Raw genomic sequence first — 25271 nt, forward strand, 5'->3', positions numbered from 1 at the left:
GAACTGCGTTATAAGCCGCGCTCATATCACGACGATGGATCTCACCCTGCTCCGTGCGTTCGCGACGGTCGCACGTGAAGGCAACCTGACACGCGCCGCCGTGCAGCTGCACCTGACGCAGCCGGCCGTCAGCCTGCAGATCAAGCATCTGCAGGAAACGCTCGGCGTCACGCTGTTTACGCGCACGTCGCGCGGGCTCGCGCTCACGCGCGACGGCCAGACCCTGCTGCCGCATGCGGAACGCGCGCTCGCCGCGGCCGCCGACGTGCAGCGCGCCGCTGCTGCGCTGCGGCACGAGGTGCGCGGCCGGCTGCGGATCGGCACGATCCTCGATCCGGGCTTCCTGCGGCTCGGCGGCTTCCTGCGCGCGCTCGTCGAAACCCATCCGCAGATCGAAACGGCGCTGCGGCACGGGATGTCGGGGTGGGTCATCGAACAGGTGCGCACGCAGGCGCTCGACGTCGGCTATTACATCGGCCGGCCGGGCGAGGACGATCCGCTCGACGGCGCACTGTTCCACACCGTCACGCTCACGCATTTCGAGTACCGCGTGCTCGCGCCGGCCGGCTGGAAGGAGCGCGTACAGCGCGTGAACGACTGGCGCTCGCTTGCCGCGCTGCCGTGGATCTGGACGCCACCGGCATCCGCGCACCACCGGCTGCTGTCGCGGCGCTTCGCCGACGCCGGTGCGCAGCCGCTCAAGGTTGCCGAGGTCGACCAGGAGCAGTCGATGCTCGATCTCGTCAAATCGGGCATCGGATTGACGCTCGCGCGCGATTCGACCGCGCTGGCCGAAGCGCACGCGCATGCGCTGACGGTCGTCGAACGCGTGACGGTGCCGACCGAGCTCACCTTCGTGACGCTCGCCGAGCGGCGCGACGAACCGGCGATCGCGGCGGCGCTGCGGCTGATCGAAGCGCAGTGGGCGATATGAGCGGCGCTGATGAAAGTGCGCGTGCCGGACGTCGGGCCTCGGGCATCCCGCTGCCGGGCACGACACGCGTCATCGCGCCGCACCCCGCCCCCGCCGTCACGCCACCGTCTCCGCGTTTTTGCTAGATTGTGCGTTCGCACACCGCGAGACCCCGATTGAAGGAGACCCGCATGGCCCGCAACATCGAGATCAAAGCCCGCGCCCGCGAATTCGACCAGCTGCGCGAACAGGCGGCCAAACTCGCGACCGAAGCGCCGCTCTTCTATCGCCAGCAGGATTTCTTCTACGACGTGCCGCGCGGCCGGCTGAAGCTGCGCCGCTTCGAGGACGGCACGCCGGCCGAACTGATCTTCTACCAGCGCGACGACCGCGACGGCCCGAAGGCGTCGTACTACACGCGCAGCCCGGTGACGAACCCCGACGCGATGCACGCGCTGCTCGCCACCGCGCTGACCACGCGCGGGATCGTGACGAAGGAACGGCACGTGTACCTGGCGGGCCGCACGCGCATCCATCTCGACCGCGTCGACGGCCTCGGCGATTTCATCGAACTGGAAGTCGTGCTCGGCCCCGACGACGACGAAGCAGGCGGCGAAGCCGAAGCGCACGACGTGTTCGCGAAGCTCGGCGTGTCGCCGGACGATCTCGTCGCGGTCGCATACGTCGACCTGCTGAACGCCGACACGCAGCACGAAGCGGCCTGATCCGGCCCTGCCCCGGGGCGGCGCCACCCGCGCCGCCTTCGACCCTGCCGCGCCGTCGCCGCCCTGCCGCCGTGTCAGGCCGCGCCGGGCGCCAGGTGCGCGAGCGGCAGCGCGCCGTTGCGCTTGAAGGTCGTCAGCACGATGTTCGAGCGCACGCTGTCGACGCCCGGCACGCGCATCAGCTTCTTCATCACGAACTGCGACAGCGCGTTCAGGTCGGGCGCGACGATCCGCAGCAGGTAGTCCGCGTCGCCCACCACCGCATGGCATTCGAGCACTTCGGGCAGCACGTCGATCTGCTGCTGGAACTGCTCGATGATCGAATCGCCGTGGTGCTTGAGCTTGAGGCTCGTGAACGCGGTGACGCCGAGCCCGAGCTTTTCGGGCCGGAGCATCACGCGGTAGCCTTCGATCACGCCGGCCGCCTCGAGCCGCTGCAGCCGCCGGCCGATCTGCGACGGCGACAGCGGCACCTCCTCGCCGAGCTGCTGATGCGTCGCGCGGCCGAAGCGCTGCAGCACGTCCAGCAGCGCGAGATCGAAGTGATCGAGTTCCAGCATGAGCATTCTCCGCATTGATCCTTGATTTGATGCGCGATTATCGCATCATCGTGCGAATCAACGCCAATATTGCGCCCATTCCGCGCGCAGCCCGCTCTACACTTGCATGGTTCACAACCGCCGCGTGCAGAGCCAGATCATGTCCACCGTCGTCACCGCGAAACTGCAGGAGCAGTTCGATGCGGGCCTCGAAACCCGCGCCGATTTCACCATCGACCAGCCGCTCGCGCGATACGGCCAGGTCGACCACGCGGTGTGGAAGCAGCTCTATGCACGCCAGTCGGCGCTGCTGCGCGGGCGCGCGTGCGACGCGTTCGTCGCGGGGCTCGGGAAGATCGACCTGCCGGCCGATCGCGTGCCGTCGTTCGCCGACGTGAACCGCCAGCTGAAGCCGGCAACGGGCTGGGAGATCGTCGCCGTGCCGGGCCTCGTGCCCGACCGCGTGTTCTTCGAGCATCTCGCGAACCGGCGCTTCCCGGTCACCTGGTGGATGCGCCGCCCCGACCAGCTCGACTACCTGCAGGAACCCGACTGCTTCCACGATCTCTTCGGCCACGTGCCGCTGCTGATCGACCCGGTGTTCGCCGACTACATGCAGGCGTACGGCCGCACCGCGCTCGCGGTCGCCGACGACGAAGCGGCGCTGGCGCGGCTCGCGCGACTCTACTGGTATACGGTGGAATTCGGGTTGATCCGCGATCCGCGCGGCACGAACGGCCTGTCGATCTACGGCGCCGGGATCGTGTCGAGCAAGGGCGAAAGCCTGTACAGCCTCGAAAGCGCGGCGCCGAACCGGCTCGGCTTCGACCTCGAGCGCGTGATGCGCACGAAGTACCGGATCGACACGTTCCAGAAGACCTACTTCGTGATCGACGATTTCGCGCAACTGTTCGCGCTCGCCGACGTCGACGGCCGCGCGCTGGCCGACCGGCTGGCGGCGCTGCCCGAGTTCGCGGCCGGCGCGGTGCTCGATACCGATCGCGTGCTGCATCGCGGCACCGGCGAAGGCTGGCCCGACGACGCCGACGCGTGACCCGCGAACGCGCGCCGATGGTCGCCGGATGGCCGTCCCCGGATGGCCGTCCCACAACTATGAAACAATGACCGGTGCCGGCTTCGTCGCGCGGCGCAGCCGCGCGCGGGCGCCGTTACCGAACGAGAGGTGCAAGATGATCCACAAGCTCACATCAGAAGAACGCAAGACCCGGCTCGAAGGCCTGCCGCTCTGGTCGGCCGTACCGGGCCGCGACGCGATCCAGCGCAGCCTGCGCTTCGCCGATTTCAACGAAGCCTTCGGCTTCATGACGCGCGTCGCGATCAAGGCGCAGGAAATGAACCACCATCCGGAATGGTTCAACGTGTACAACCGCGTCGACATCACGCTGTCGACCCACGACGCCGACGGCCTGACCGAACGCGACATCGAACTGGCGCTTTTCATCGACCTTGCCGGCGCGCACGCGAAACCGGCCGCCTGACACCTTCCCCTACCGCCGCGCGTCCTTTGATGCGCGGCGCGTCAACTTTTCATTTCGATGAACGTTTTCTAGGATGTAGTCAGCGAAAGCCTTCAGCTTTCCAAGCCATCCTTAAGGCGCACGTAAGTCTCGTACGCATTCCGTGCCTTGGGGTCCAAACCTTCCAGTTGCAGCGCGCCTTGGCGCTGTACAATCAGCAGCGCATACGGCTTGGAAAGCGCGCTGGCCTCTTCGCAGAGTTTGAGTTCGTCGCCGCTCGACGGCGAGCGGGCGCGCCAGAAATTGATCGCGGCTTCTAGGTCGTTGATCGAAATATCGGACATGATTGGATTTAATCGTTCGCTGGCCGCCATGCTTGATGTCAGGTGTCGCGGCACCCCTGTGGAAACGGCGTCGTGCTGTCCGCGTGCCTGAACCGCCAACCCATTGTACTTGAGCGAACTTCATGCGACTCCTTCTGATCGAAGACGACCGCCCCATCGCACGCGGTATCCAGAGCAGCCTCGAGCAGGCTGGCTTCACCGTCGACATGGTGCATGACGGCATCTTTGCCGAACAGGCGCTGGCACAGAATCGCCACGAACTCGTGATCCTCGACCTCGGCCTGCCGGGCATCGACGGGATGACGCTGCTCACGCGCTTCCGCCAGACCAACCGCCACACGCCCGTCATCGTGCTGACCGCACGCGACGAGCTGAACGACCGGATCCAGGGCCTGAACTCCGGCGCCGACGACTACATGCTCAAGCCGTTCGAGCCGGCCGAGCTCGAAGCGCGCATCCGCGCGGTGATGCGCCGCAGCGGCCCGCACAGCGACATGCCGCGCCCGGAAGTGTCGCTCGGCGGCGTCCGCCTGTCGGGCGTCGATCGCCGCATCTTCAACGACGACAAGCCGCTCGAACTGTCGCCGCGTGAATTCGCGGTGCTCGAGATGCTGCTGCTGCGCCACGGCCGCGTCGTCAGCAAGGCCCAGCTGCAGGATCACCTCACGCACTTCGGCGGCGATCTCGGCGACACCGCGATCGAAGTCTACGTGCACCGCGTGCGCAAGAAACTCGAGCAGTGCCGCGTCGAAATCGTCACTGTGCGCGGCTTCGGCTACCTGCTGCAGGAAATCCGCCAGACGGCGAGCGTCTGAACGGCGGTGCGGCGCACCGGCCGGCCTGGCCCGCCGGCGCGCCCACCCTGCCCGCATCGCCGCTCGGCGTACGACCGCGCCGCTCCCCGTGAGCGGCGCTTATCCATTTGCCCGTCGAAATGTCACCTGATCCGGCTGTGACCACCAGCCTGCGCCGCTCGCTGCTTCGGCGCCTCGCCGCCCCGTTGTCGATGCTCGCACTGATGAGCGGCCTGATCGCCTACTGGCTCGCGTGGCAATACACGCAGCACGTGATCGACCGCTCGCTCGCCGATCTCGCGACCGCCATTTCCAAACAGATCCAGATCGCCGGCCCCGACGCGCCGTTTACGGTGCCGCCGCTCGCGCAGGCGATGTTCTCCGATCCCGCCGAAGCGCTGATCTACCGGATCAGCGACGGCGAACAGGAACTCGCCGGCGATCCGAAGCTGCCGCTGCGGGGCATCAACGTGCGCCGCATGCATCACGCGTACGTGTTCGAGGCCGAATACGACAATCGCGCGGTACGGGTCGCGCAGGTGCGCGTCGACAACGTCGAAGGCGGCAAGCCGATGGTCGTCGAGGTCGCGCAGCCGGTGCGGCACCGCTACCGGATCGCGGCCGAATTCCTCGTCGCGATCATGATGCCGCTGCTGCTGCTGCTGCTCGCGGGCTGGGGCATCGTGTGGCGCGTCGTCAACCAGCAGCTCGGCCCGCTCACGCATCTGGCCGATTCACTGAACCGGCAGACCCACACGTCGCTGGAACCGGTCGACGAAACCGAGGTGCCGCTGGAAATCCGGCCGCTAACGAGCGCGATGAACGCCCTGCTCGGCCGCCTGAAAACCGCGCTCGACGCGCAGCGCAAGTTCATCGCCGATGCCGCGCACCAGTTGCGCACGCCGCTCACGGCCGTGAAGCTGCATGCGGAGCAAGCGGCCGTTGCACGCGACCCGCACCAGACCTTCGCCGCGGTGCGCGAGCTGCGCGCGGCCGCCGACCGCGCGGTACGACTGTCGAACCAGTTGCTGTCGCTCGCGCGCGCGGAACCGGGCGAACAGGCCGCGCGGTTCGTCGACGTCGACCTCGCGGCGATGGCATTCGAGACGGGCGCCGAATGGGTGCCGCGCGCACTCGCGTCGCACGTCGACCTCGGCTTCCAGCGCACCGACGATCCGGGTGACGACGAGAAGCTGGTCGTGCGCGGCAACCCCGTGCTGTTGCGCGAGGTGATCGCGAACCTGCTCGACAATGCGCTGAAGTACGTGCCGCTCGCGCGGCCGGACGGTGCGCGGATCACGGTGAACGTCGCGCGCGGCGCGCTCGAGGGCGGCCAGCCGGCCGCCGAGATCGTCGTCGAGGACAACGGCCCCGGCGTGCCCGCCAACCAGCAGGCCGACCTGTTCAAGCGCTTCTTCCGCGGCGACGCGCAAAACGGCAACGGCGTCGAGACGGGCGCCGGGCTCGGCCTCGCGATCGTGCACGACATCATCGCGATGCACGGCGGCACCGTATCGTACGAGGATGCGTCGGAAGGCGGCTCGCGCTTCGTGGTGAGGGTGCCGCTGGCTGCACGCACGGACAAGCCGGCCAGCGAAACCCCGGCCACCGCGTCGACGCACTGAGCGATTCGCGTCGGGCGGCCCCTGGCCGGGTCGCACGCCGGATGACGAAGGCGGAAAACCCGGCCGCATGATGCAGCAGCCGGGCGCTGAAACGGCAGCGGCAGCGCACGATGCGCCGCCGCCTGCGTCACTTCCTGTTTTTCTTGTCCTTCGAACGGGACTCGGACTTGCCGTCCTTCTTGTCCTTCTTCTTTTTCTTCTTCTTGCCGCCGTCGTCGGACGTCGCGAGCAGCGTGCCGCGGCACGACGATGCGCCGCAATGGCACGCGTATTCGCGCTTGAGCGACTTCGTCAGCTTCGCATCGATCACGAGGCCGTAGTCGTAGAACAGTTCCTCTTCCGGCCCGATGTCGCGCAGCGCGTGGATGTACACGCGGCCTTTGACTTCCTCGGCTTCGCAGTTCGGTGCGCACGAGTGGTTGATCCAGCGCGCGCTGTTGCCGTCGATCTTGCCGTCGATCACCCCGCCCTCGTCCAGTGCGAAGTAGAACGTATGGTTCGGTTCGCTCGGGTCGTGCGGATGGCGACGCAGCGCTTCCTTCCACGAAATTCGTTCGCCCTTGTATTCCACTACGCGCTCGCCGGCCTTGATCGGCGCCACGGCGAAGACGCCCTTGCCGTGTACTCCCGAGCGGCGCACCGCGATCCTGCGTGAACTCATCGAACGAATCCTTGTGAAAACGACTTGAATGGGGCGGCCGCGATCGTGGCCTGGCGTCGCGCAAAACGAAAACGCGGCACCGGTCGGTGCCGCGTCGGGACATGCGGCGAATCACCCGCATCCTACACGTTCACGATTGCTTCGTTCAACATCACGCGCAATATTGCGCGTGCGATGCTCAACGCTGGCCGAAGGCGACGTCGCCGAACAACGCCTTGTGCTCGCGCGGCTGCGAACGCCAGTACTGCGGCGGCGCCGTCACCTGCGCACCGAGCTCGGCCGCCGCGTGCCACGGCCAGCGCGGGTCGTACAGCATCGCACGCGCCATCGCGACGAAATCGGCATCGCCGGCCTCGATGAGCCGGTTCGCATGCGCAGGCTCGTTGATCAGCCCGACGGCAACCGTCGGCATGCCGACCGCGCGCTTCACCGCCTGCGCGAACGGCACCTGGTAACCGGGCGACAGCGGAATTTTCTGCAGCGGCGACACGCCGCCGGACGACACGTCGATCCAGTCGCAGCCGCGGCGCTTCAGTTCGTGCGCGAACGCGATCGTATCGTCGAGCTCCCAGCCGCCTTCGACCCAGTCGGTGGCCGACACGCGCACGCCGACCGGCCGATCCTCCGGAAACGCCGCGCGCACGATCTCGAAGATCTCGAGCGGAAAGCGCATCCGGTTTTCGAGCGAGCCGCCGTATTCGTCGGTGCGCTGGTTCGCGAGCGGCGACAGGAACTGGTGCAGCAGGTAGCCATGTGCCGCATGCACCTCGATCGCGTCGATGCCGAGCCGGGCGGCACGCTTCGCCGAGGCCGCGAATGCTTCGCGGATCCGGTTCAGGCCGGCGGCATCGAGGGCGAGGGGCGGCGTCTCGCCGTCCTTGTGCGGCACGGCCGACGGTGCATGCGGCAACCAGCCGCCGTCGGCGACCGACACGAGCTGACCGCCCTGCCACGGCACGTTGCTCGACGCCTTGCGCCCCGCATGCGACAACTGCATCGCGACGCGGATCGGCGAATGCTTGCGGATCGCGGCCAGCACGGGCTTCAGCGCGGCTTCGGTCACGTCGTCCCAGAGGCCGAGGTCCCCATGCGTGATGCGCCCGTCGGGTTCCACCGCGGTCGCCTCGATGCAGAGCAGCCCCGCGCCCGACAGCGCGAGATGGCCGAGGTGAATCATGTGCCAGTCGGTCGCTTCACCGCGCTCGGCCGAATACTGGCACATCGGGGAGATCACGATCCGGTTCGGAAGAGTCACGCCGCGCAGCGTGAACGGGGAAAACAGCGCAGTCATGGAGGCCGCTCGCCAGGAAAGGAAAGAGCGAACGAGCGTAGCACGCAGGCCGCAAGCGTGCTGACGGTGCACGCGGCAGTAAGCGGATGGTCAGGTACGGCCCGCGGCGGGTTGCGGGCGACGCGGCAAACAGCGCGCATACGGCGATGCGCCGGCCTGCAACGGACGCGGGCCGGGCAACCGCTTCGCGGCAAACGGCAGTGCCGCTTGCCGCGTCAGAGTCCGACGCCGTCGAGCCACTCCGCGAACATCCGTCGCGCGGCCGCCTCGAGCGCGGGGCCGTGCTGCGCGGTATCGGCGCGCAACTGGCGCGCGTCGATGCCGGGCGTGGCCGCGATTTCGCCGGCGTTGGCGATCAGCCACGGTTCGAAGCGGTCGGTGCGGATTTCCGGATGGCATTGCAGCGCCAGCACGTGCTGGCCCCACGCGAATGCCTGGTGGCGGCAGGCCGGTGTGGACGCGAGATGAATCGCGCCGCCCGGCAGGTCGAACGTGTCGCCATGCCAGTGCAGCATCGACGTCGCCGCGCCATCGAGATGGCGCAGCGGCGATGCGCGGCCGGCATCGGTGAGCGTCAGCGGCGTCCAGCCGAGTTCGTGCTGAGCGGCCGGGTAGACGCGCGCGCCGAGCGCCCGGGCGATGAACTGCGCGCCGAGGCAGATGCCGAGGATCGGCAGCCCGGCGTCGATGCGCGTGCGCACGAGCGCCGCGAGCGGCGCGATCGTCGGATACTGCGCGTCGTCGTACACGCTGAGCGGCCCGCCGAGCACGACGATGAGCGACGGTTCGAGTACGTCGAGCACCTCGAAGCGCGACGACCCGACGTCGACGTAGCGCACCCGCCGACCCCGTTCGCCGAGCACCTGCTCGAAACTCCCGAGATCCTCGAAGTGCACGTGGCGGATCGCCACGACTTCAGCGTTCATCATCGGCCTCCCGGTCGATCGACGGACGTCAGCCGGCGAAAATCTTCCAGGTCTTCTTCTGCGTCGCCGCGTCGGCTTCTTCCTGCACCGAGCAGTCGAGACGCAGATCGCTGTCGGACATCGAGATGTCGAGCGCCGCGCAATGATGCACGGTCTTCTTCGACAGCTTGCCCGGCTGGAAGTGGGCGCACGTCAAGCACATGCGCTGCGGCGGCGTCGCACCGGCCACCTGCAGTTCGCGCAGCGTCTTCAGCAGCGCGCGATACAGTGCGCCCTGCTCGTCCGCGCCGAGCTTGCCGACGGCTTTCGTCAGGAATTCAGGCCATTGCAGCGCCTTCTTCGCGGCCGTGCGGCCACGAGCCGACAGGCGCACGGCCAGTGCGCGGCCGTCGTCCAGCGCGCGGCGCTTCTCGACGAGCCCCTTCGTCTCGAGCGTGCTGACCGCATCGCTCGTGGTCGCCGCGGTCAGCTGCGTCTCGCGCGCGATCTCGCCGAGCCGCATCGGGCCCTTGCGCTGCAGCAGCAGCACGAGAATCTCGCCCTGCGTCGGCGTGAGGCCAGCGCCTTCCGCCCAATCCCATGCCTGGCTTCGCATGGCCGTACTCAACCGCAGCAGGCTGTGGGTCACACGTCCCGAAGCCTGATTCCCGTAAACGCCTTCGCTCATAGTCTTTTCGCTTTGCCGCCGCCCGGTTTGCCGAGCGGCCGTAGTGTGGAGATCGAATGTCTATCTCAAAACAGACACGCTCTTGCGAGTGCGTCAGCACGGCCGTCGCGAGGGCACACGCGGCGGTCGCGTTCGCGGCGACCGGTAAGACACGCATCGTTCCGGTGTCCGCAAAGCCGACATTCTAAGCGAGAGCGGAAAATCGCACAGCTAAGTTATCCCCTTCATTCTGTGGAAAATCACTGGATAACCAAAATTTTTCGTTGTGCCTGCAATGCCGAACGCCCGCGCAGCGGGGTGTCAGGACATTTTCCTGTTCGGATCGGCCATCGGGCCGACCGCAATGATCCACCGGGTTATCCCGCGCACAGATCGTTGACTTTGCAGCGGAATATCGGGTTATCCACAGATTTTCAGGACAACCGGCAACGATTTCGGCATCAATCGAGGCCGCCAGCCATTCAGTGAATCGCGACTCGGTCGACCCCGTAATCTGCAAAACATTTTTTCATTCGCGCCAACGTAAGCACTGCTGGCGGACCGTCTCGTTGAGCGATTTTTCCTGTTTGAAAACGGTTCTCAACCACGAGGCGTCGTTCACGCGCGCCTGGGCCAGTGCGCCGATCTCGTCGAGCGCCGCGCGCGAACCGAGCGCGGCCGCATGCGGCGCGATCCGGTCGAGCGTGTCGAGGATGTCCTCGGCGATGGTACGGCGCTCACCCGTCTGAGGATTCACGCAGGTGCCCTCGAGCCCGAAGCGGCACGCCTCGAAACGGTTGAACGTGTAGACGAGGTAGTCGTCCTCCGACAGCTTCAGCGGCCGGTCGGTCAGCAGGTAGCGTGCGAGCGTCTGGATGTAGCAGGCGATCGCCGCCGCGCGATCGACCGACAGCGGCGTGTCCATCACGCGCACCTCGATCGTCCCGTAGCCGGGTTTCGGGCGGATGTCCCAGTAGAAGTCCTTCATCGAGTTGACGACACCCGTGTTCACCATCTTCGTGAAGTACTCCTCGAAGCTGTCCCAGGTCAGCACGAACGGCGCGCGGCCCGACAGCGGGAACGCGAACACCGAATTCAGGCGGGCCGAATGGAAGCCGGTGTCGACGTTCTGCACAAACGGCGACGACGCGGACAGCGCGATGAAGTGCGGAATGAAGCGCGACATCGAGTGCAGCAGGAACAGCGCACTGTCGGGATCGGGGCAGCCGATGTGCACGTGCTGGCCGAACACGGTGAACTGTTTGGCCAGGTAACCGTACAGTTCGGAGATGTACTGGAAGCGCGGCGCATCGTAGATCTGCCGGTCGCTCCATTGCTGGAACGCATGCGTGCCGCCGCCGGCCAGCCCGACGTTGAGCTGGTCGGCCGCCTTCACGAGCACGTCGCGGATCGCGTGCAGCTCGCTCACCGCCTGCTCGTGCGAATGGCAGATGCCGGTCGACAGCTCGATCATGCTCTCGGTGATTTCCGGCGTGATGTTGCCCGGAAAGGTCTCGCCCTGGATCAGGCGCATCAGGTCGGATGCCGCTTTGGTCAGGTCGTAGTTGTGCGTGTTGACGACCTGGATCTCCAGTTCGACGCCGAACGTGAACGGCTCGGAATTGACGAAGGTTTCGAGTGCCATGGCAGGTTCCGGAATCAGTTGCTGTCGCTGCGCTCACCGACCGCCGACAGGCAGCGGTAGACGATGAACGGGCTGACGAGCTGCAGGATCACGATCGTGCACATCACGATCGCGCGCAGGTGCGGGTCGAAATTCGGATAGAGCTGGTAGGTGTCGTCGACGAGCAGGTACGACAGCGCGGACATCGGCGTGAGCGCGATGCCGAGCGCGATGCCCTGCTTCATCCCGATGCCGCTCGGCTTCGCGAACGCGACGACACCGGCCAGCTTCGCGACGAGCCGCGTGACGATCAGCACGATCGCGAGCAAGCCGCCGAGCGCGATGTCGCCCCACGTGAACGACGTGAGCGTGAGCACGAACAGGACCACCGTCAGCAGCCAGCCGGCCGTGCCGAAATGCTCGGGCCACAGCTGCGGGCGCGCCTCGAGGTTCTTCACGATGATGCCGGCGAGCAGCAGCGTGAGCAGCGTCGACAGCTTCAGTGCCTGGGCCACCGCGATCGCGAGCATCACGAGCCCGAACAGCGCGACGAACGAATGCTCGTCGCGCATCGTCGACGTCATGTGGCGGAACAGGAAATTGCACGAACGCGCGACGAGATACGCGACGATGAACGAACCGGCGAGCAGGTAGAGCGGCTGCAGGATCGTCGCGAAAACGTTGCCGTACGCTTCCTGGTGGAGCCAGCTCGTCACGAGCTTGGTCAGCACGATCGCATAGACGCTGTTGAGCGCGGTGAGCGTGATGAGGCGTTGCGACACCTGCCCTTCCGCGCGCAGTTCGGTCTTCAGCTGGATCACCATCGATGGCGATGTCGCAATCGCGATCGCCGACAGCACGAGCGCGACCATCCCCGATACGCCGAGCGCCAGCATCACGAACAGCACCAGCACGAACGTCAGCGTGGCTTCGGCGAGGCTCGACGCGACGAGCCACGGATTGCGCCGGATCCAGCGCAGGTCGAGACGGCTGCCGAGCTCGAACAGCAGCAGGCCGAGCGCGACGTCGATCAGAAGCCGCGAGGTTTCGTCGGTGCTTGCATCGATCACGCCGAATCCGAACGATCCGGCGACGAGACCGATCACCGCATAACCGGTGATGCGCGGCAGCCGCCATGCGCGGTAGCACAGCTCGCCGCACAGGCCGGCCGCGAACAGCGCGAGCCCGGCCCAGAACACGGCATCCGGCGTAAGCGGCCAGTTGGGCAGGAATGAGAACGCCGACTTCATCGTGGTGACTTCTCCTTTGGAAGCGACCGCCAGCGACACAGGGTCAAGCGTCAGAAATGGATGCGCGCCGGCTGGGTATCGCCCCGAATGTGATTGTTGTGTCGACGACGGCGGGACATGGGATCCGCCTGCTCCGCCACAGGGCGGAAAGTCGCTCAGGTTGCCGATCTGGATTGTCGGCCTGGTGTGTGAACGGACTGCGCAGTCTCGAAGATTCAGATTCGAAATCGTGCCGACCGTTCCATTGAAGCATGTCCGGCGCCTGGCCGGATGAACGCGAAGGAAACCGATTGTGCCACAGCTTTTTCGGTCTGGAACCCATTGATTCGACTCGCGGCGCTGTGCGCCCCCCAGGTCTTTGGTTTCAAAGGTTTACTTGTATATATACGTAGTAGAAGTTAACAAGGCGCGCACAGTTCTGTGGATAACTTCAGTTTACGTCGACGGATCAAGGTGTTGGAGAGTCCATAACCCGTTGCACAGGCTGTTCGTGCACAGAAGTTTCGATTGAGCAACTTTCGGGCCGTTTCACAGCTGTGCCGAGTTGCCCAGTTTACGTCCACTGTGATTGCACACGAAGTGCGCGCGGATTCCGCGCAGTTATCCACAGCATCGAGTGGATAACCTTGCGCGAAAAAATCGGGAAACTGTGATCGGCTCGGGGGCCGGTCAGCCGGCCTGGCTGACGCGGCGCGCGCGCAATGCGCGGATCAGGAAGCGTGCGGGATCGACGGCATCGGCGAGTTCGCGTTCGAGCGGCCACGGCTCGCCTTCGAGTTGCGATGCGATCAGTTCGGCGCCGAGTGCGGCCCATACGAGGCCGCGCGAACCGAAACCGAATGCGCCGTAGAGTCCGGGCATGCGCGGCAGGTCGCGCGCCTGCGCGCCGCTCAGCGCGCGTGCTTTGGCGACGGCTCCCGCTTCGTCCGCGAGCGGGCCGATGAGCGGCAGTCGATCGCCGACAACCCAGCGGAACGCAACGCGGCCGCGCAGCGTGCCGGGATCCGGCACGTCGCCGATCAGGCCCGGCAGCAGACGGCGCACGCGCTCGAGGTTTTCGGCGTGACCGGCCGCGCGCATCGCGGGATCGACGTCGTCGGGCTCGAACGTCGCGCCGATCAGCAGCGTGCCGTCGTCGAGCGGTACCGCGTAACCGTCGCCGATCGCCGGGCACGGCAGCGGTGCCGTGCTGCCGGGGGGCAGCAACGTGAGCTGGCCACGCACCGGTTGCAGCGCGACGTGCTGCAACCCGGCGAGGCGTGCGGCATCGCCGGCATTCGCGAGCACGACGACGGGCGCTTCGGCCAGTGTGCCACCAGCATCGTCGAGCGCATGCCAAGCATCGCCCCGCCGTTCGAGTCGTGCCACGGCGGTGGACGCGAGCAAGCGCACGCGCTCGCCGGCCGCCTCGCACTGGGCCGCGCAAAGGCCGGCCGGCCAGACGGCGCCGCCGTGCGGAAACAACAGGCCGCCGTGCGCGACCGGCAGGTTCAGGTGGGCGCGCGCGGCATCGGCGTCGAGCAGCGATACGTAGTCGGACGGTGCGCCGAACGCATCGAAAGCATCACGCATCCGCGCGAAGTCGTCGGCCGATTCGGCGAGATGAATCATCCCGCGCGTGCTGCGCGCGAATGCATGGCCCGCGCGTTCGAGTGCGCGCCAGCGTGCGATCGCGTGCAGGAAGCCGCCGCGCGTGAGCCGGCTCGCGACGTTGTCGTCGCGCGTCATCAGCGGATGGAACACGCCGGCCGGATTGCCTGACGCCTCGCTCGCGATCCGCTCGTGCCGTTCGATCAGCGTGACCTCCCAGCCGCGCGCGGCGAGACGTTCGACGACCGCGCAGCCCGCCAGGCCCGCGCCGATCACGATCGCGCGGCGTGCCGCAACGGGCAATGCGAGCGGCGGCTCGTGCCGGCGCGCGCGCCAGCGCGGCGCGTATTCGCCGACGAGCATCACGAACTTGCCGGCAAACCCGTCGACCTTGCGATACGTGAAACCCGCGTCGGTGAGCGCCTGTTTCACGACGCCCGAACTCGAATACGTCGCGAAGGTCGCGCCTTCGGCAGCGAGGCGTCCGAGGGCGCGGAACACGTCGGCCGACCACATGTCCGGGTTTTTTGCCGGCGCAAAACCGTCCAGATAAAACGCATCGGCTCGTGCGACGAGTTTCGGCAGCATCTCGCGCGCGTCGCCGAATGCAAGCGTGAGCACGACCCGCCCGTCGTCGAATTCGAGCCGGTGCAAACCCGGCACGAGCGTCGGCCACGCATCGGCAAGCATCGCGGCTTCGGCCGACATGGTTGTGTTCGCAACGATATGGGAAAGCGCCTTGCGCAAGTCGTCGCGCGAGAACGGGTGCTTCTCGACCGACACGAAATGCAGCCGCTCGCAGCGTGCGGGATCCTCGCGCCACGCGGCCCAGGTCGCAAGGAAGTTGGCGCCCGTGCCGAACCCCGTCTCGACGATCGTGAACGTGCGGCGGCCTTGCCAGCGCGCCGGCAGCCGGTTGCCCGCGACGGACACGTAGTTCGCCTGCGCGAGCGCGCCCGCGACGTTGTGATAGATGTCGCCGAACTCGGGCGACACGAGCGTGCCGTCGTCGCGGATGGCGAACGTGGCGGGAACAAGTCGGTCGGTCATGCGAAACAAAAAACGTGGCAGCCAAGCCTGGCAAGGGATTGCGCGGGGCCGTCCGGCCGGCCGTTGGAAAAAGCCAACGGGGCGGCGCATGGGCGGACCGCGCTGCGTACCCTGTCCGGTCGGCGCTGGTCAAAAAATGGGCAGTCCGTGATTCATTCGGCGAAATACCGATGAAAATCTTTGAAACCCTTGTCGTTATTGGGTTTGCGCTGCGCTATCATAGCAACGCCGTACCGCGGGGTGGCCGCCGGCATACCGGAGGGCGCGTCGCGCGGGCCAGGATTCGGCGCTGTGTCGTCGGAGTCTGACTCTCGACGGCACGGTTCGCGCACGTATAATCGGCGCGTTCGCGCTGTTCGTGTCAACCTAACCTGATAAAGGAACCTTAATGAACAAACAGGAACTGATCGACGCCGTCGCCGCCCAAACGGGCGCCAGCAAGGCTCAAACCGGCGAAACGCTGGACACGCTGCTCGAAGTCATCAAGAAGGCCGTGTCGAAGGGTGATGCGGTTCAGCTGATCGGCTTCGGCAGCTTCGGTTCGGGCAAGCGCGCAGCACGTACGGGCCGCAACCCGAAGACGGGCGAAACCATCAAGATCCCGGCAGCCAAGACGGTCAAGTTCACGGCTGGCAAGGCGTTCAAGGACGCCGTCAACAAGCGTTAATCCAGCGCCTGTTCCAAGAAAAACCCGCCTTTCGGCGGGTTTTTTGTTGGGCGCGCGCGGCATTTTCGCCACAGTCCGCGCCACTCTTGCAAGATTTAACGGTTGTTTTTACAACGCGTTACACGTGCACGATCTGCGTGTCGCCGTGATCGTCGTCGTGCGAATCGATATCCCACACCGGGAACGGATCGTCGAACGCGTGCCATCCCGCCGCGCCGAGCGCGAATTCCGCATCGGTCAGCAGGCACGCATCGAGTTTCTCGCGCCACGCATCCGCGTCGAGCGCGATGCCGATCAGCACGAGTTCCTGCCGGCGATCGCCCACTGCGCGATCGTCGAGATCGCCGTGCCATTCGGCGCGGATTTCCGCGAGCAGTTCGTCGTCGTCCGGCCATTCCGCGCGATCCTGCGCCGCCCACCACAGACCCGCCGGGCCATGGCGGCATACGCCGCCCGCCTGCGACAGCGAGCCCGCGATGTCGTTGCGCGTCGCGAGCCAGAAGAAGCCCTTGCTGCGCAGCACGCCCGGCCACTCCTGGTGCAGCAGCGCCCAGAGCCGTGCCGGATGAAACGGCCGGCGCGCACGGTAAACAAAATTGCCGATGCCGAATTCGTCGGCTTCGCCGTGCACGTGCGCATGATGTTCGTCATGGCAGTCCGGGTCGTCGCAATGCGTGTGATCGTGATCGAGCGATGCGAGCCAGCCCGGCGCGTTCGCGGCCTCGTCGAAATCGAAACGGCCCGTGTTCAGCACTTCGTCGAGCGGCACGTTGCCGAACGTCGACACGACCTGGTGCGCGCGCGGGTTGAGGCGCGCGAGGATGTGCTGCAGGCGTGCGAGTTCGTCGGCGCCGACGAGGTCGGCCTTGTTGATCACCAGCACGTCGCAGAATTCGATCTGCTCGATCAGCAGCTCGACGAGCGTGCGATCGTCCTCCTCCGAGGCGGCGATGCCGCGGGTTGCGAGCGCGTCGTCCGAGCCGTAGTCGCGGAGGAAGTTGTACGCGTCGACCACGGTGACGAGCGTGTCGAGCCGCGCGATCGCGGACAGCGACGTGCCGTCGTCGTCGACGAACGTGAAGGTTTCGGCGATCGGCATCGGCTCCGCGATACCGGTCGATTCGATCATGATCGCGTCGAAGCGGCCTTCGGACGCGAGGTTGCGGATCTCGACGAGCAGGTCATCGCGCAGCGTGCAGCAGATGCAGCCGTTCGACATCTCGACGAGGCGTTCCTCGACGTGCGACAGCGCCTGCGCGTCACGCACGAGCGATGCGTCGATGTTGACCGCAGCGAGATCGTTGACGATCACGGCGACTTTCAGGCCCGCGCGGTTCGCGAGGACATGGTTGAGCAGCGTGGTCTTGCCGGCGCCGAGGAAACCGGACAGCACGGTGACGGGCAACGGCTGGTTCATAGCCGGATTCATAGCGATACGCACCAACGGAAAAATTGAACAAGCGGCCGCGGCGCCCTTCCGGGGCGCGATCGTCCCGCGGACGGGCGAAATTGCGGCGTGAGATCCGCATTGTGCATCAAACGCGCGCCGGCCGGCCGGTACGGCGTCAGGCCGCGCCGGGCCGCAGCGTCATTGCACGGGCGGCAACAGCTTCCACTGCGTCAGGATGGCGGCAATCTGCCGCGCGTACTTGTCGCGCAGCGACGGTGTTTCCGAATGATAGGCGCCGACGGCCTGCCACGTGTTGCCGTAGCGGTTCATCTTCTGCTTGAGATGCCACGCGGCGATGTAGACGTTCTTGCACGGCTCCATCAGCGTGTCGCGGCCGATCCCGTAGCGCGACAGCGTCGGCAGGTGGATCGAATTGATCTGCATCAGGCCGTAGTCGACCGAGCCGTTCGTGTTCTCGTTCAGCGCGCCGGGCCGGTTGCGCGACTCCTGCCACGCGATCGCGCGCAGGATCAGCGGATTGACCTGCTGATATTTTGCCGCCTCGTCGAAACAGTCCGCGCGAGCGTTCGCGCTGGCGAAACACGCGCCGGCGGCGATCAACGCAATCGAGGCGAACCGTCTGTTCATGGTGCGGAATCGATAATAAATTGCGCGAAGGTCGGGAAAACCCGTGCCTGTTATTCGTGCGATGAGAAACGCGCCGCCCGTATCATACCGACAGTCCGTCAGCTTGCGACATACAGGAATACGGCAGCCCGGTTATACCGCATTTCCGTGTCGGTTCATCGTGAAACGGGGGCGATGGCCGGGATGCAGAGCATAGCGCCGAACATTACATATTGCATACGGCTCGCAGAATACATGTCGTATGTGAGACAGTCCTCGGGTCAATGTGATATTTCGGACATGAAAAACTGCTAATGTCGCCTCTTTAGGACTTGGATCCCAGCACTACCGCCGGAAGTGGCCTGAGCCGGCATCGACCCATTCATCCATGACAAGAAATCGCTTCGTTATGCGGCGTGTCGCCACGACCCTGATCGTCGCCGGCCTCATCGTTTCGCAGGCCGCCTACGCTCAGGTCACGCTCAACTTCGTGAATGCGGATATCGACCAGGTCGCCAAGGCGATCGGCGCCGCAACCGGCAAGACCATCATCGTCGACCCCCGCGTGAAGGGGCAGCTCAACCTCGTGGCCGAACGGCCGGTGCCGGAAGACCAGGCGCTGAAGACACTGCAGTCCGCGCTGCGGATGCAGGGCTTCGCGCTCGTGCAGGATCACGGCGTGCTGAAGGTCGTGCCCGAGGCCGACGCGAAGCTGCAGGGCGTGCCGACCTACGTCGGCAACGCGCCGCAGGCGCGCGGCGATCAGGTGATCACGCAGGTGTTCGAGCTGCACAACGAATCGGCGAACAACCTGCTGCCCGTGCTGCGGCCGCTGATCTCGCCGAACAACACGGTGACGGCCTACCCGGCGAACAACACGATCGTCGTTACCGACTACGCGGACAACGTGCGGCGCATCGCGCAGATCATCGCCGGCGTCGACAGCGCCGCGGGCGCGCAGGTGCAGGTCGTTCCGCTGCGCAACGCGAACGCGATCGACCTCGCCGCGCAGCTGCAGAAAATGCTCGACCCGGGCGCGATCGGCAACAGCGACGCAACGCTGAAGGTGTCGGTCACGGCCGACCCGCGGACCAACTCGCTGCTGCTGCGCGCATCGAGCGCGTCGCGCCTCGCGGCCGCGAAGCGGCTCGTGCAGCAGCTCGACGCGCCGAGCGGGGTGCCCGGCAACATGCATGTCGTGCCGCTGCGCAATGCCGATGCGGTGAAGCTGGCGAAGACGCTGCGCGGCATGCTCGGCAAGGGGAGCGGCAGCGACAGCGGCTCGTCGGCATCGTCCAACGATGCGAACAGCTTCAACCAGAACGGCGGCTCGTCGTCGAGCGGCAACTTCTCGACCGGCACGTCGGGCACCCCGCCGCTGCCGTCGGGCGGCCTCGGCGGTTCGTCGTCCTCGTCGGGGTACGGCGGTTCGTCGGGCAGCGGCGGCGGTCTCGGCAGCGCCGGCCTGCTCGGCGGCGACAAGGACAAAGGCGACGACAACCAGCCGGGCGGCATGATCCAGGCCGACGCGGCGACCAACTCGCTGATCATCACCGCGTCGGATCCGGTGTACCGGAACCTGCGCTCGGTGATCGACCAGCTCGACGCGCGGCGCGCGCAGGTCTATATCGAAGCGCTGATCGTCGAGCTGAACTCGAATACGTCCGGCAACCTCGGTATCCAGTGGCAGGTCGCGAGCGGCCAGTTTCTCGGCGGCACGAACCTGAACCCCACTGGCGGTCTGGGCAACAGCATCATCAACCTGACGGCGGGCGGCGTGGCCAACGCCGCCGGCGGCATCACCGGCGGCGGGCTGGCCAACAATCTCGGGGCGCTGAGCCAGGGGCTCAACATCGGCTGGCTGCACAACATGTTCGGCGTGCAGGGGCTCGGCGCACTGCTGCAGTATTTCTCGGGCGTGAGCGACGCGAACGTGCTGTCGACGCCGAACCTGATCACGCTCGACAACGAGGAAGCGAAGATCGTCGTCGGCCAGAACGTGCCGATCGCGACCGGTTCGTATTCGAACCTGACGAGCGGCAACACGAACAATGCGTTCAACACCTACGACCGTCGCGACGTCGGCCTGACGCTGCACGTGAAGCCGCAGATCACCGACGGCGGGATCCTCAAGCTGCAGCTCTATACCGAGGATTCGGCGGTGGTTGCCGGCACGACCAGCGCGCAGACCGGCCCGACCTTCACGAAGCGCTCGATCCAGTCGACGATCCTCGCGGACAACGGCGAGATCATCGTGCTCGGCGGCTTGATGCAGGACAACTACCAGGTGTCGAACAGCAAGGTGCCGCTGCTCGGCGACATTCCGTGGATCGGCCAGCTGTTCCGTTCCGAAACGAAGCTGCGCCAGAAAACCAACCTGATGGTATTCCTGCGCCCGGTGATCATTTCCGATCGCAATACCGCGCAGGAAGTCACGGCCAATCGTTACGACTACATCCAGGGCGTGACGGGCGCGTACAAGTCCGACAACAACGTGATGCGCGACAAGGACGATCCGGTCGTCCCGCCGATGCCGATCGGCCCGAGCCAGGGTGGCACGGCCGCGGGCAACCTGTTCGATCTCGACAAGATGCGTCGCCAGCAGGTACAGCGCCAGGTGGTGCCGGTCCCGGCCCAGCCGTTGCCGGAGGCGACGCCCGCGCAGCCGCAGAGCGTGCCGCAGCAGGCGGTGCCGCAACAGCCGCTGACCGCCACGCCGGGAGCCTCGCAGTGAGCGACGTGCTCGCCTCTTCCGCCCACGACGGCGCGCCGGGCGAACGCCAGCCGCCGTCGCCGCTCGCCGCGCGGCTGCTGCCGTACGGCTTCGCGAAGAGCGGCCAGGTGCTGATCGCGCACCAGCTCGACGATACGCTCGAGGTGTGGATCAGCGAACGCACGAGCGATGCCGCGCTCGCGGAGATCGCGCGCAACTTCGGCTCGATCTCCGTGCATCGCGTGCCGGCCGACGAGCTCGCGCAGGCGATCAACCACGCGTACGCGCGCCAGGACGGCAGCGCCGCGCAGGTGGTCGGCGAGGTCGAAGGCGAAGTCGACCTGTCGCGGCTGATGCAGGACATCCCCGAAGTCGAGGATCTGCTCGAATCGGAAGACGACGCGCCGATCATCCGGATGATCAACGCGCTGCTCACGCAAGCGGCGCGCGAACAGGCATCGGACATCCACATCGAGCCGTTCGAGAACGCTTCCGTCGTGCGCTTTCGCGTCGACGGCACGCTGCGTGACGTCGTGCGGCCGAAGAAAGCGCTGCACGGTGCGCTGATCTCGCGGATCAAGATCATGGCGCAGCTCGACATCGCGGAGAAGCGCCTGCCGCAGGACGGCCGCATCACGCTGCGCGTCGGCGGCCGGCCGGTGGACGTGCGCGTGTCGACGCTGCCGACGGGCCACGGCGAGCGTGCGGTGCTGCGTCTGCTGGAAAAGGATGCGCAGCGGCTGAACCTCGAGGCGCTCGGGATGGGCCGCGACACGCTCGTCCAGTTCGACAAGCTGATCGCCCGCCCGCACGGCATCGTGCTCGTCACGGGCCCGACCGGTTCGGGCAAGACGACCACGCTGTATGCGTCGATGTCGCGGCTCGAAACCGCGACGACCAACATCATGACCGTCGAGGACCCGATCGAATACGACCTCGGCGGCATCGGCCAGACGCAGGTGAACGAGCGGATCGGGATGACCTTTGCCCGTGCGCTGCGCTCGATCCTGCGCCAGGATCCGGACGTGATCATGATCGGCGAGATCCGCGACCTCGAAACCGCGCAGATCGCGGTGCAGGCGTCGCTGACGGGCCACCTCGTGCTCGCGACGCTGCACACGAACGATGCGGCATCGGCCGTCACGCGTCTGACCGACATGGGCGTCGAACCCTACCTGCTCGCGTCGTCGCTGCTCGGCGTGCTCGCGCAGCGGCTCGTGCGCCAGCTCTGCCCCGTCTGCAAGGAAGAACGCCAGGAAGAAGGCCGCACCGTGTGGCATCCGGTCGGCTGCGACAAGTGCGGGCATTCGGGCTATGCGGGCCGGCGCGGGGTGTACGAACTGCTGCTGGTCGACGAGTCGATCCGCTCGCTGATCCACCGCAACGCGGCCGACGCGGAGATTCTCGCCGCCGGTCGTGCGGAAGGGATGCGCACGCTGCGCGACGACGCCGAGCGCTGGCTCGCGTCCGGTGCGACGTCGCTCGAGGAAGTGTTGCGCGTGACGGGAGGCGCATAGCGCGATGCCGGCATTCCGTTTCGAAGCAATCGATTCGGCGGGACGCGCGCAGAAGGGCGTCATCGACGCCGACAGCGCGCGTGCCGCGCGCGGCCAGCTGCGTACGCAGGGGCTGACGCCGCTCGTCGTCGAGCCGGCCGCCAGCGCGACGCGCGGGGCGCGGTCGCAGCGGCTCGCGTTCGGCCGCAAGCTGTCGCAGCGCGAACAGGCGATCCTGACGCGCCAGCTCGCGAGCCTGCTGATCGCGGGGCTGCCGCTCGACGAGGCGCTCGGCGTGCTGACCGAGCAGGCCGAGCGCGACTACATCCGCGAACTGATGGCCGCGATCCGCGCGGAAGTGCTCGGCGGCCATTCGCTCGCGAATGCGCTGGGCCAGCATCCGCGCGACTTCCCCGAAATCTATCGCGCGCTCGTCGCGGCCGGCGAGCACACCGGCAAGCTCGGCATCGTGCTGTCGCGCCTCGCCGACTACATCGAGCAAAGCAACGCGCTGAAGCAGAAGATCCTGCTGGCGTTCACGTATCCGGGGATCGTCACGCTGATCGCATTCGGCATCGTCACGTTCCTGCTGAGCTATGTCGTGCCCCAGGTCGTCAACGTGTTCGCGAGCACGAAGCAGCAGCTGCCCGTGCTGACGATCGTGATGATGGCGCTGTCGGATTTCGTGCGGCACTGGTGGTGGGCGATCCTGATCGCAGTCGTGCTCGTCGTGTGGTTCGTGAAGGCGACGCTGTCGCGTGACGGCCCGCGGCTGCGCTTCGACCGCTGGGTGCTGACCGCGCCGCTGGCAGGCAAGCTCGTGCGCGGCTACAACACGGTGCGGTTCGCGAGCACGCTCGGCATCCTCACCGCGGCGGGCGTGCCGATCCTGCGCGCGTTGCAGGCGGCCGGCGAGACGCTGTCGAACCGGGCGATGCGCGCGAACATCGACGACGCGATCGTGCGCGTGCGCGAAGGCTCCGCGCTGTCGCGCGCGCTGAACAACGTGAAGACGTTTCCGCCGGTGCTCGTGCACCTGATCCGTTCCGGCGAAGCGACGGGCGACGTGACGACGATGCTGGATCGCGCGGCCGAAGGCGAAGCGCGCGAGCTCGAGCGCCGCACGATGTTCCTGACGAGCCTGCTCGAGCCGCTCCTGATCCTGGCGATGGGCGGCATCGTGCTCGTGATCGTGCTGGCCGTGATGCTGCCGATCATCGAGCTGAACAACATGGTGCAGTAACGGCCCGACAGTCGATCGGGCCGCTGCCGTTCAGCGCATGTAGATCGCGGGGGACGGCGTGTTCGCCGGCAGCTGGATTTCGGCGCGGGCGCCGTTGCGGTCGACGACGATCGAGCGGGGGCGGACTTCGGCGAGCTTCGCGCCGGGCGTGACCTCCGCACCGAGCGACACGGCGCGCGGCGGTTCGCCGCCGACGCCGACGATCGCGGCGGCACCGCGATCGAGCGAGAGGATGCCGAACAGGTGGATGTCCTGCACGGGATTCTTGTCGAGCTGACCGCCGAAGAGCGCCGCGGCGTCCTCGGTACGGATCGGCAGCCGCGCGGCGGCGGCGGGCAGCGGCGCTTCACGGGCTGACAGCGTGACGACCCAGTAAGTGGCCGTCGCGCACAAACCCGCGAAGAGGGCTAGGGAGAGGATCCGGATCGAGAGCGCGTTCATGCGCGCTATTGTACGGATCTATGTGAAATTTGCGTTGGGTGAAAGCCCTCGGCAATGCGCGCCTTACAATGCGTGCTCCGCGCCCGCGGGTCCGGAAGGTTGCCGTCAGGCAATCGTCCGGTGCACCGGGCGCGTCACGCAACCAACGACATTTTTTGGAAAGAGGTAGTCAGTCATGCAAACGTGGATCACTCGCCGCAACGCGGCCGTGCGTCGTCAGCGCGGTTTCACGCTGATCGAGATCATGGTGGTGGTCGCGATCCTCGGGATCCTGGCGGCGCTGATCGTGCCGAAGATCATGAGCCGCCCGGACGAGGCGCGCCGCATCGCCGCGAAACAGGACATCGGCACGATCATGCAGGCGCTCAAGCTGTACCGTCTCGACAACGGCCGCTACCCGACCCAGGATCAGGGCCTGAACGCACTGATCCAGAAGCCGTCCACCGATCCGATCCCGAACAACTGGAAGGACGGCGGTTATCTCGAGCGCCTGCCGAACGATCCGTGGGGCAACGGGTACAAGTACCTGAACCCGGGCGTGCACGGCGAGATCGACGTGTTCAGCTACGGCGCCGACGGCAAGGAAGGCGGCGACGGCAACGATACCGACATCGGTTCGTGGCAATAAGCGCTCACTGACCGGCCCGACGCTTCGTTCCCGTTCTTCATGCTCGCCATTCGCACGACCTCCCGCTGCGGTCGCGACCGCCGTGTGCGTTGCGGCGCGGCTTCGTCCGTGCCGGCGCATGCCGACGGCGGGCCGACGAAGCACGGTGCGCGGCGGCGTCGCACGCGCGGCTTCACGCTGCTCGAAATGCTGGTCGTGCTCGTGATCGCGGGCCTGCTCGTGTCGCTCGCGTCGCTGTCGCTCACGCGCAATCCGCGTACCGACCTGCGCGAGGAAGCGCAGCGCATCGCGCTGCTGTTCGAGACCGCCGGCGACGAGGCGCAGGTGCGTGCCCGGCCGATCGCGTGGCAGCCGACCGCACACGGCTTCCGTTTCGACGTGAGCTCGCCCGACGGCTGGCGCACGCTGCGCGACGACCTGCTGCGCCCGCGTGACTGGGATGGCGGCGTCACGGGCGCCGACATCGACTATCCGGGGTCCGACACGCGCGCGAGCCGCGTCGTGTTCGGCACCGAGAGCATCGACACGCCGGTGCGCGTGACGCTGCATTCGGCCGCCGGCAGCGCGACGATCGTCGGCACCGGCAACGGCCGCTACGAGGTGCAATGAC

At 66.7% G+C, this 25271-nt stretch carries 24 protein-coding genes; 12 read left to right on the forward strand and 12 right to left on the reverse strand.

Features of this window, described 5'->3' with window-relative positions; genetic code table 11:
- The first annotated feature begins 34 nt into the window (after positions 1-34).
- Entirely contained in the window at positions 35-934 is a 900-nt protein-coding gene (locus ABIC51_RS24945; protein ID WP_354006669.1) for a LysR family transcriptional regulator, read from the forward strand.
- A 170-nt stretch (positions 935-1104) separates the two neighbouring features.
- Complete coding sequence (locus ABIC51_RS24950; protein ID WP_027788723.1) at positions 1105-1638, forward strand: class IV adenylate cyclase; 534 nt, start codon at positions 1105-1107, stop codon at positions 1636-1638.
- A gap of 74 nt (positions 1639-1712) precedes the next feature.
- Here the strand turns inward: ABIC51_RS24950 and ABIC51_RS24955 are convergent, their stop codons facing one another.
- Positions 1713-2198: an Lrp/AsnC family transcriptional regulator gene (locus tag ABIC51_RS24955; protein ID WP_006408082.1), complete on the reverse strand. Its 486-nt coding sequence runs from the start codon at positions 2196-2198 to the stop codon at positions 1713-1715.
- 139 nt (positions 2199-2337) lie between these two features.
- Between ABIC51_RS24955 and phhA the strand changes: the two genes are divergently transcribed.
- Together phhA and ABIC51_RS24965 are read left to right on the forward strand one after the other, a co-directional pair.
- Positions 2338-3231 (forward strand): phenylalanine 4-monooxygenase, encoded by an 894-nt coding sequence (gene phhA / locus ABIC51_RS24960; RefSeq protein WP_059676020.1) that lies wholly within the window; start codon positions 2338-2340, stop codon positions 3229-3231.
- 67 nt (positions 3232-3298) lie between these two features.
- Positions 3299-3676, forward strand: a complete 378-nt coding sequence (locus ABIC51_RS24965; RefSeq protein ID WP_255221837.1) for a 4a-hydroxytetrahydrobiopterin dehydratase — start codon at positions 3299-3301, stop codon at positions 3674-3676.
- A 92-nt stretch (positions 3677-3768) separates the two neighbouring features.
- Here the strand turns inward: ABIC51_RS24965 and ABIC51_RS24970 are convergent, their stop codons facing one another.
- Entirely contained in the window at positions 3769-3999 is a 231-nt protein-coding gene (locus tag ABIC51_RS24970; RefSeq protein ID WP_021160419.1) for a DUF3717 domain-containing protein, read from the reverse strand.
- Positions 4000-4121: 122 nt separating this feature from the next.
- Here ABIC51_RS24970 and ABIC51_RS24975 point away from each other — a divergent pair, with 122 nt between their 5' ends.
- Both ABIC51_RS24975 and ABIC51_RS24980 read left to right on the forward strand, forming a co-directional pair.
- Entirely contained in the window at positions 4122-4814 is a 693-nt protein-coding gene (locus ABIC51_RS24975; RefSeq protein WP_006401494.1) for a response regulator, read from the forward strand.
- A gap of 119 nt (positions 4815-4933) precedes the next feature.
- The gene (locus tag ABIC51_RS24980) at positions 4934-6418 is read left to right on the forward strand and encodes a sensor histidine kinase (RefSeq protein ID WP_059694484.1); all 1485 of its coding nucleotides are present in this window, start codon (positions 4934-4936) and stop codon (positions 6416-6418) included.
- Positions 6419-6545: 127 nt separating this feature from the next.
- Here the strand turns inward: ABIC51_RS24980 and ABIC51_RS24985 are convergent, their stop codons facing one another.
- The 7 genes from ABIC51_RS24985 to mnmC form a co-directional block, all read right to left on the reverse strand.
- The gene (locus ABIC51_RS24985; RefSeq protein ID WP_027788727.1) at positions 6546-7079 is read right to left on the reverse strand and encodes an SET domain-containing protein; all 534 of its coding nucleotides are present in this window, start codon (positions 7077-7079) and stop codon (positions 6546-6548) included.
- 178 nt (positions 7080-7257) lie between these two features.
- Positions 7258-8370, reverse strand: coding sequence for an NADH:flavin oxidoreductase/NADH oxidase (locus ABIC51_RS24990; protein ID WP_060084401.1), 1113 nt, complete (start codon positions 8368-8370; stop codon positions 7258-7260).
- A 215-nt stretch (positions 8371-8585) separates the two neighbouring features.
- The gene (locus ABIC51_RS24995; protein WP_027788729.1) at positions 8586-9296 is read right to left on the reverse strand and encodes a glutamine amidotransferase; all 711 of its coding nucleotides are present in this window, start codon (positions 9294-9296) and stop codon (positions 8586-8588) included.
- Positions 9297-9324: 28 nt separating this feature from the next.
- On the reverse strand, positions 9325-9963 hold the full coding sequence (locus tag ABIC51_RS25000; protein ID WP_027788730.1) for a MarR family winged helix-turn-helix transcriptional regulator: 639 nt from the start codon (positions 9961-9963) through the stop codon (positions 9325-9327).
- A 508-nt stretch (positions 9964-10471) separates the two neighbouring features.
- Positions 10472-11587, reverse strand: coding sequence for a YbdK family carboxylate-amine ligase (locus ABIC51_RS25005; RefSeq protein ID WP_021160413.1), 1116 nt, complete (start codon positions 11585-11587; stop codon positions 10472-10474).
- A 14-nt stretch (positions 11588-11601) separates the two neighbouring features.
- Entirely contained in the window at positions 11602-12816 is a 1215-nt protein-coding gene (locus ABIC51_RS25010) for a cation:proton antiporter (protein ID WP_027788731.1), read from the reverse strand.
- Between the two features lie 669 nt (positions 12817-13485).
- The gene (gene mnmC, locus ABIC51_RS25015) at positions 13486-15456 is read right to left on the reverse strand and encodes a bifunctional tRNA (5-methylaminomethyl-2-thiouridine)(34)-methyltransferase MnmC2/FAD-dependent 5-carboxymethylaminomethyl-2-thiouridine(34) oxidoreductase MnmC1 (RefSeq protein ID WP_354006670.1); all 1971 of its coding nucleotides are present in this window, start codon (positions 15454-15456) and stop codon (positions 13486-13488) included.
- A 388-nt stretch (positions 15457-15844) separates the two neighbouring features.
- Between mnmC and ABIC51_RS25020 the strand changes: the two genes are divergently transcribed.
- On the forward strand, positions 15845-16123 hold the full coding sequence (locus tag ABIC51_RS25020; RefSeq protein WP_006401505.1) for an HU family DNA-binding protein: 279 nt from the start codon (positions 15845-15847) through the stop codon (positions 16121-16123).
- A 118-nt stretch (positions 16124-16241) separates the two neighbouring features.
- Here ABIC51_RS25020 and ABIC51_RS25025 read toward each other — a convergent pair whose 3' ends face one another.
- The gene (locus tag ABIC51_RS25025) at positions 16242-17552 is read right to left on the reverse strand and encodes a GTP-binding protein (protein WP_226161175.1); all 1311 of its coding nucleotides are present in this window, start codon (positions 17550-17552) and stop codon (positions 16242-16244) included.
- Between the two features lie 159 nt (positions 17553-17711).
- Complete coding sequence (locus ABIC51_RS25030) at positions 17712-18161, reverse strand: lytic transglycosylase domain-containing protein (protein ID WP_226161174.1); 450 nt, start codon at positions 18159-18161, stop codon at positions 17712-17714.
- Positions 18162-18528: 367 nt separating this feature from the next.
- On the opposite strand from ABIC51_RS25030, the gene gspD reads away from it, so the two are divergent.
- The 3 genes from gspD to gspF are packed head-to-tail and all read left to right on the forward strand — an operon-like array spanning position 18529 to position 23592.
- Positions 18529-20874, forward strand: a complete 2346-nt coding sequence (gene gspD / locus ABIC51_RS25035; RefSeq protein WP_027788735.1) for a type II secretion system secretin GspD — start codon at positions 18529-18531, stop codon at positions 20872-20874.
- Complete coding sequence (gspE, locus tag ABIC51_RS25040; RefSeq protein ID WP_027788736.1) at positions 20871-22370, forward strand: type II secretion system ATPase GspE; 1500 nt, start codon at positions 20871-20873, stop codon at positions 22368-22370. Before gspD ends, gspE begins: the two co-directional genes overlap by 4 nt.
- Before the next feature lie 4 nt (positions 22371-22374).
- The gene (gene gspF, locus ABIC51_RS25045; RefSeq protein ID WP_021160406.1) at positions 22375-23592 is read left to right on the forward strand and encodes a type II secretion system inner membrane protein GspF; all 1218 of its coding nucleotides are present in this window, start codon (positions 22375-22377) and stop codon (positions 23590-23592) included.
- A gap of 30 nt (positions 23593-23622) precedes the next feature.
- On the opposite strand, the gene ABIC51_RS25050 is transcribed toward gspF, so the two are convergent.
- Positions 23623-24033 (reverse strand): type II secretion system protein N, encoded by a 411-nt coding sequence (locus ABIC51_RS25050; protein ID WP_027788737.1) that lies wholly within the window; start codon positions 24031-24033, stop codon positions 23623-23625.
- 175 nt (positions 24034-24208) lie between these two features.
- Here ABIC51_RS25050 and gspG point away from each other — a divergent pair, with 175 nt between their 5' ends.
- Together gspG and ABIC51_RS25060 are read left to right on the forward strand one after the other, a co-directional pair.
- Positions 24209-24661, forward strand: coding sequence for a type II secretion system major pseudopilin GspG (gene gspG, locus ABIC51_RS25055; RefSeq protein ID WP_027788738.1), 453 nt, complete (start codon positions 24209-24211; stop codon positions 24659-24661).
- 39 nt (positions 24662-24700) lie between these two features.
- A complete protein-coding gene (locus ABIC51_RS25060; RefSeq protein WP_060205333.1) occupies positions 24701-25270 on the forward strand; it encodes a GspH/FimT family pseudopilin in 570 nt (189 codons plus the stop codon).
- Position 25271: the final 1 nt, after the last annotated feature.

This window comes from Burkholderia sp. 572, assembly GCF_040545135.1.
Lineage (GTDB): Bacteria > Pseudomonadota > Gammaproteobacteria > Burkholderiales > Burkholderiaceae > Burkholderia > Burkholderia cepacia.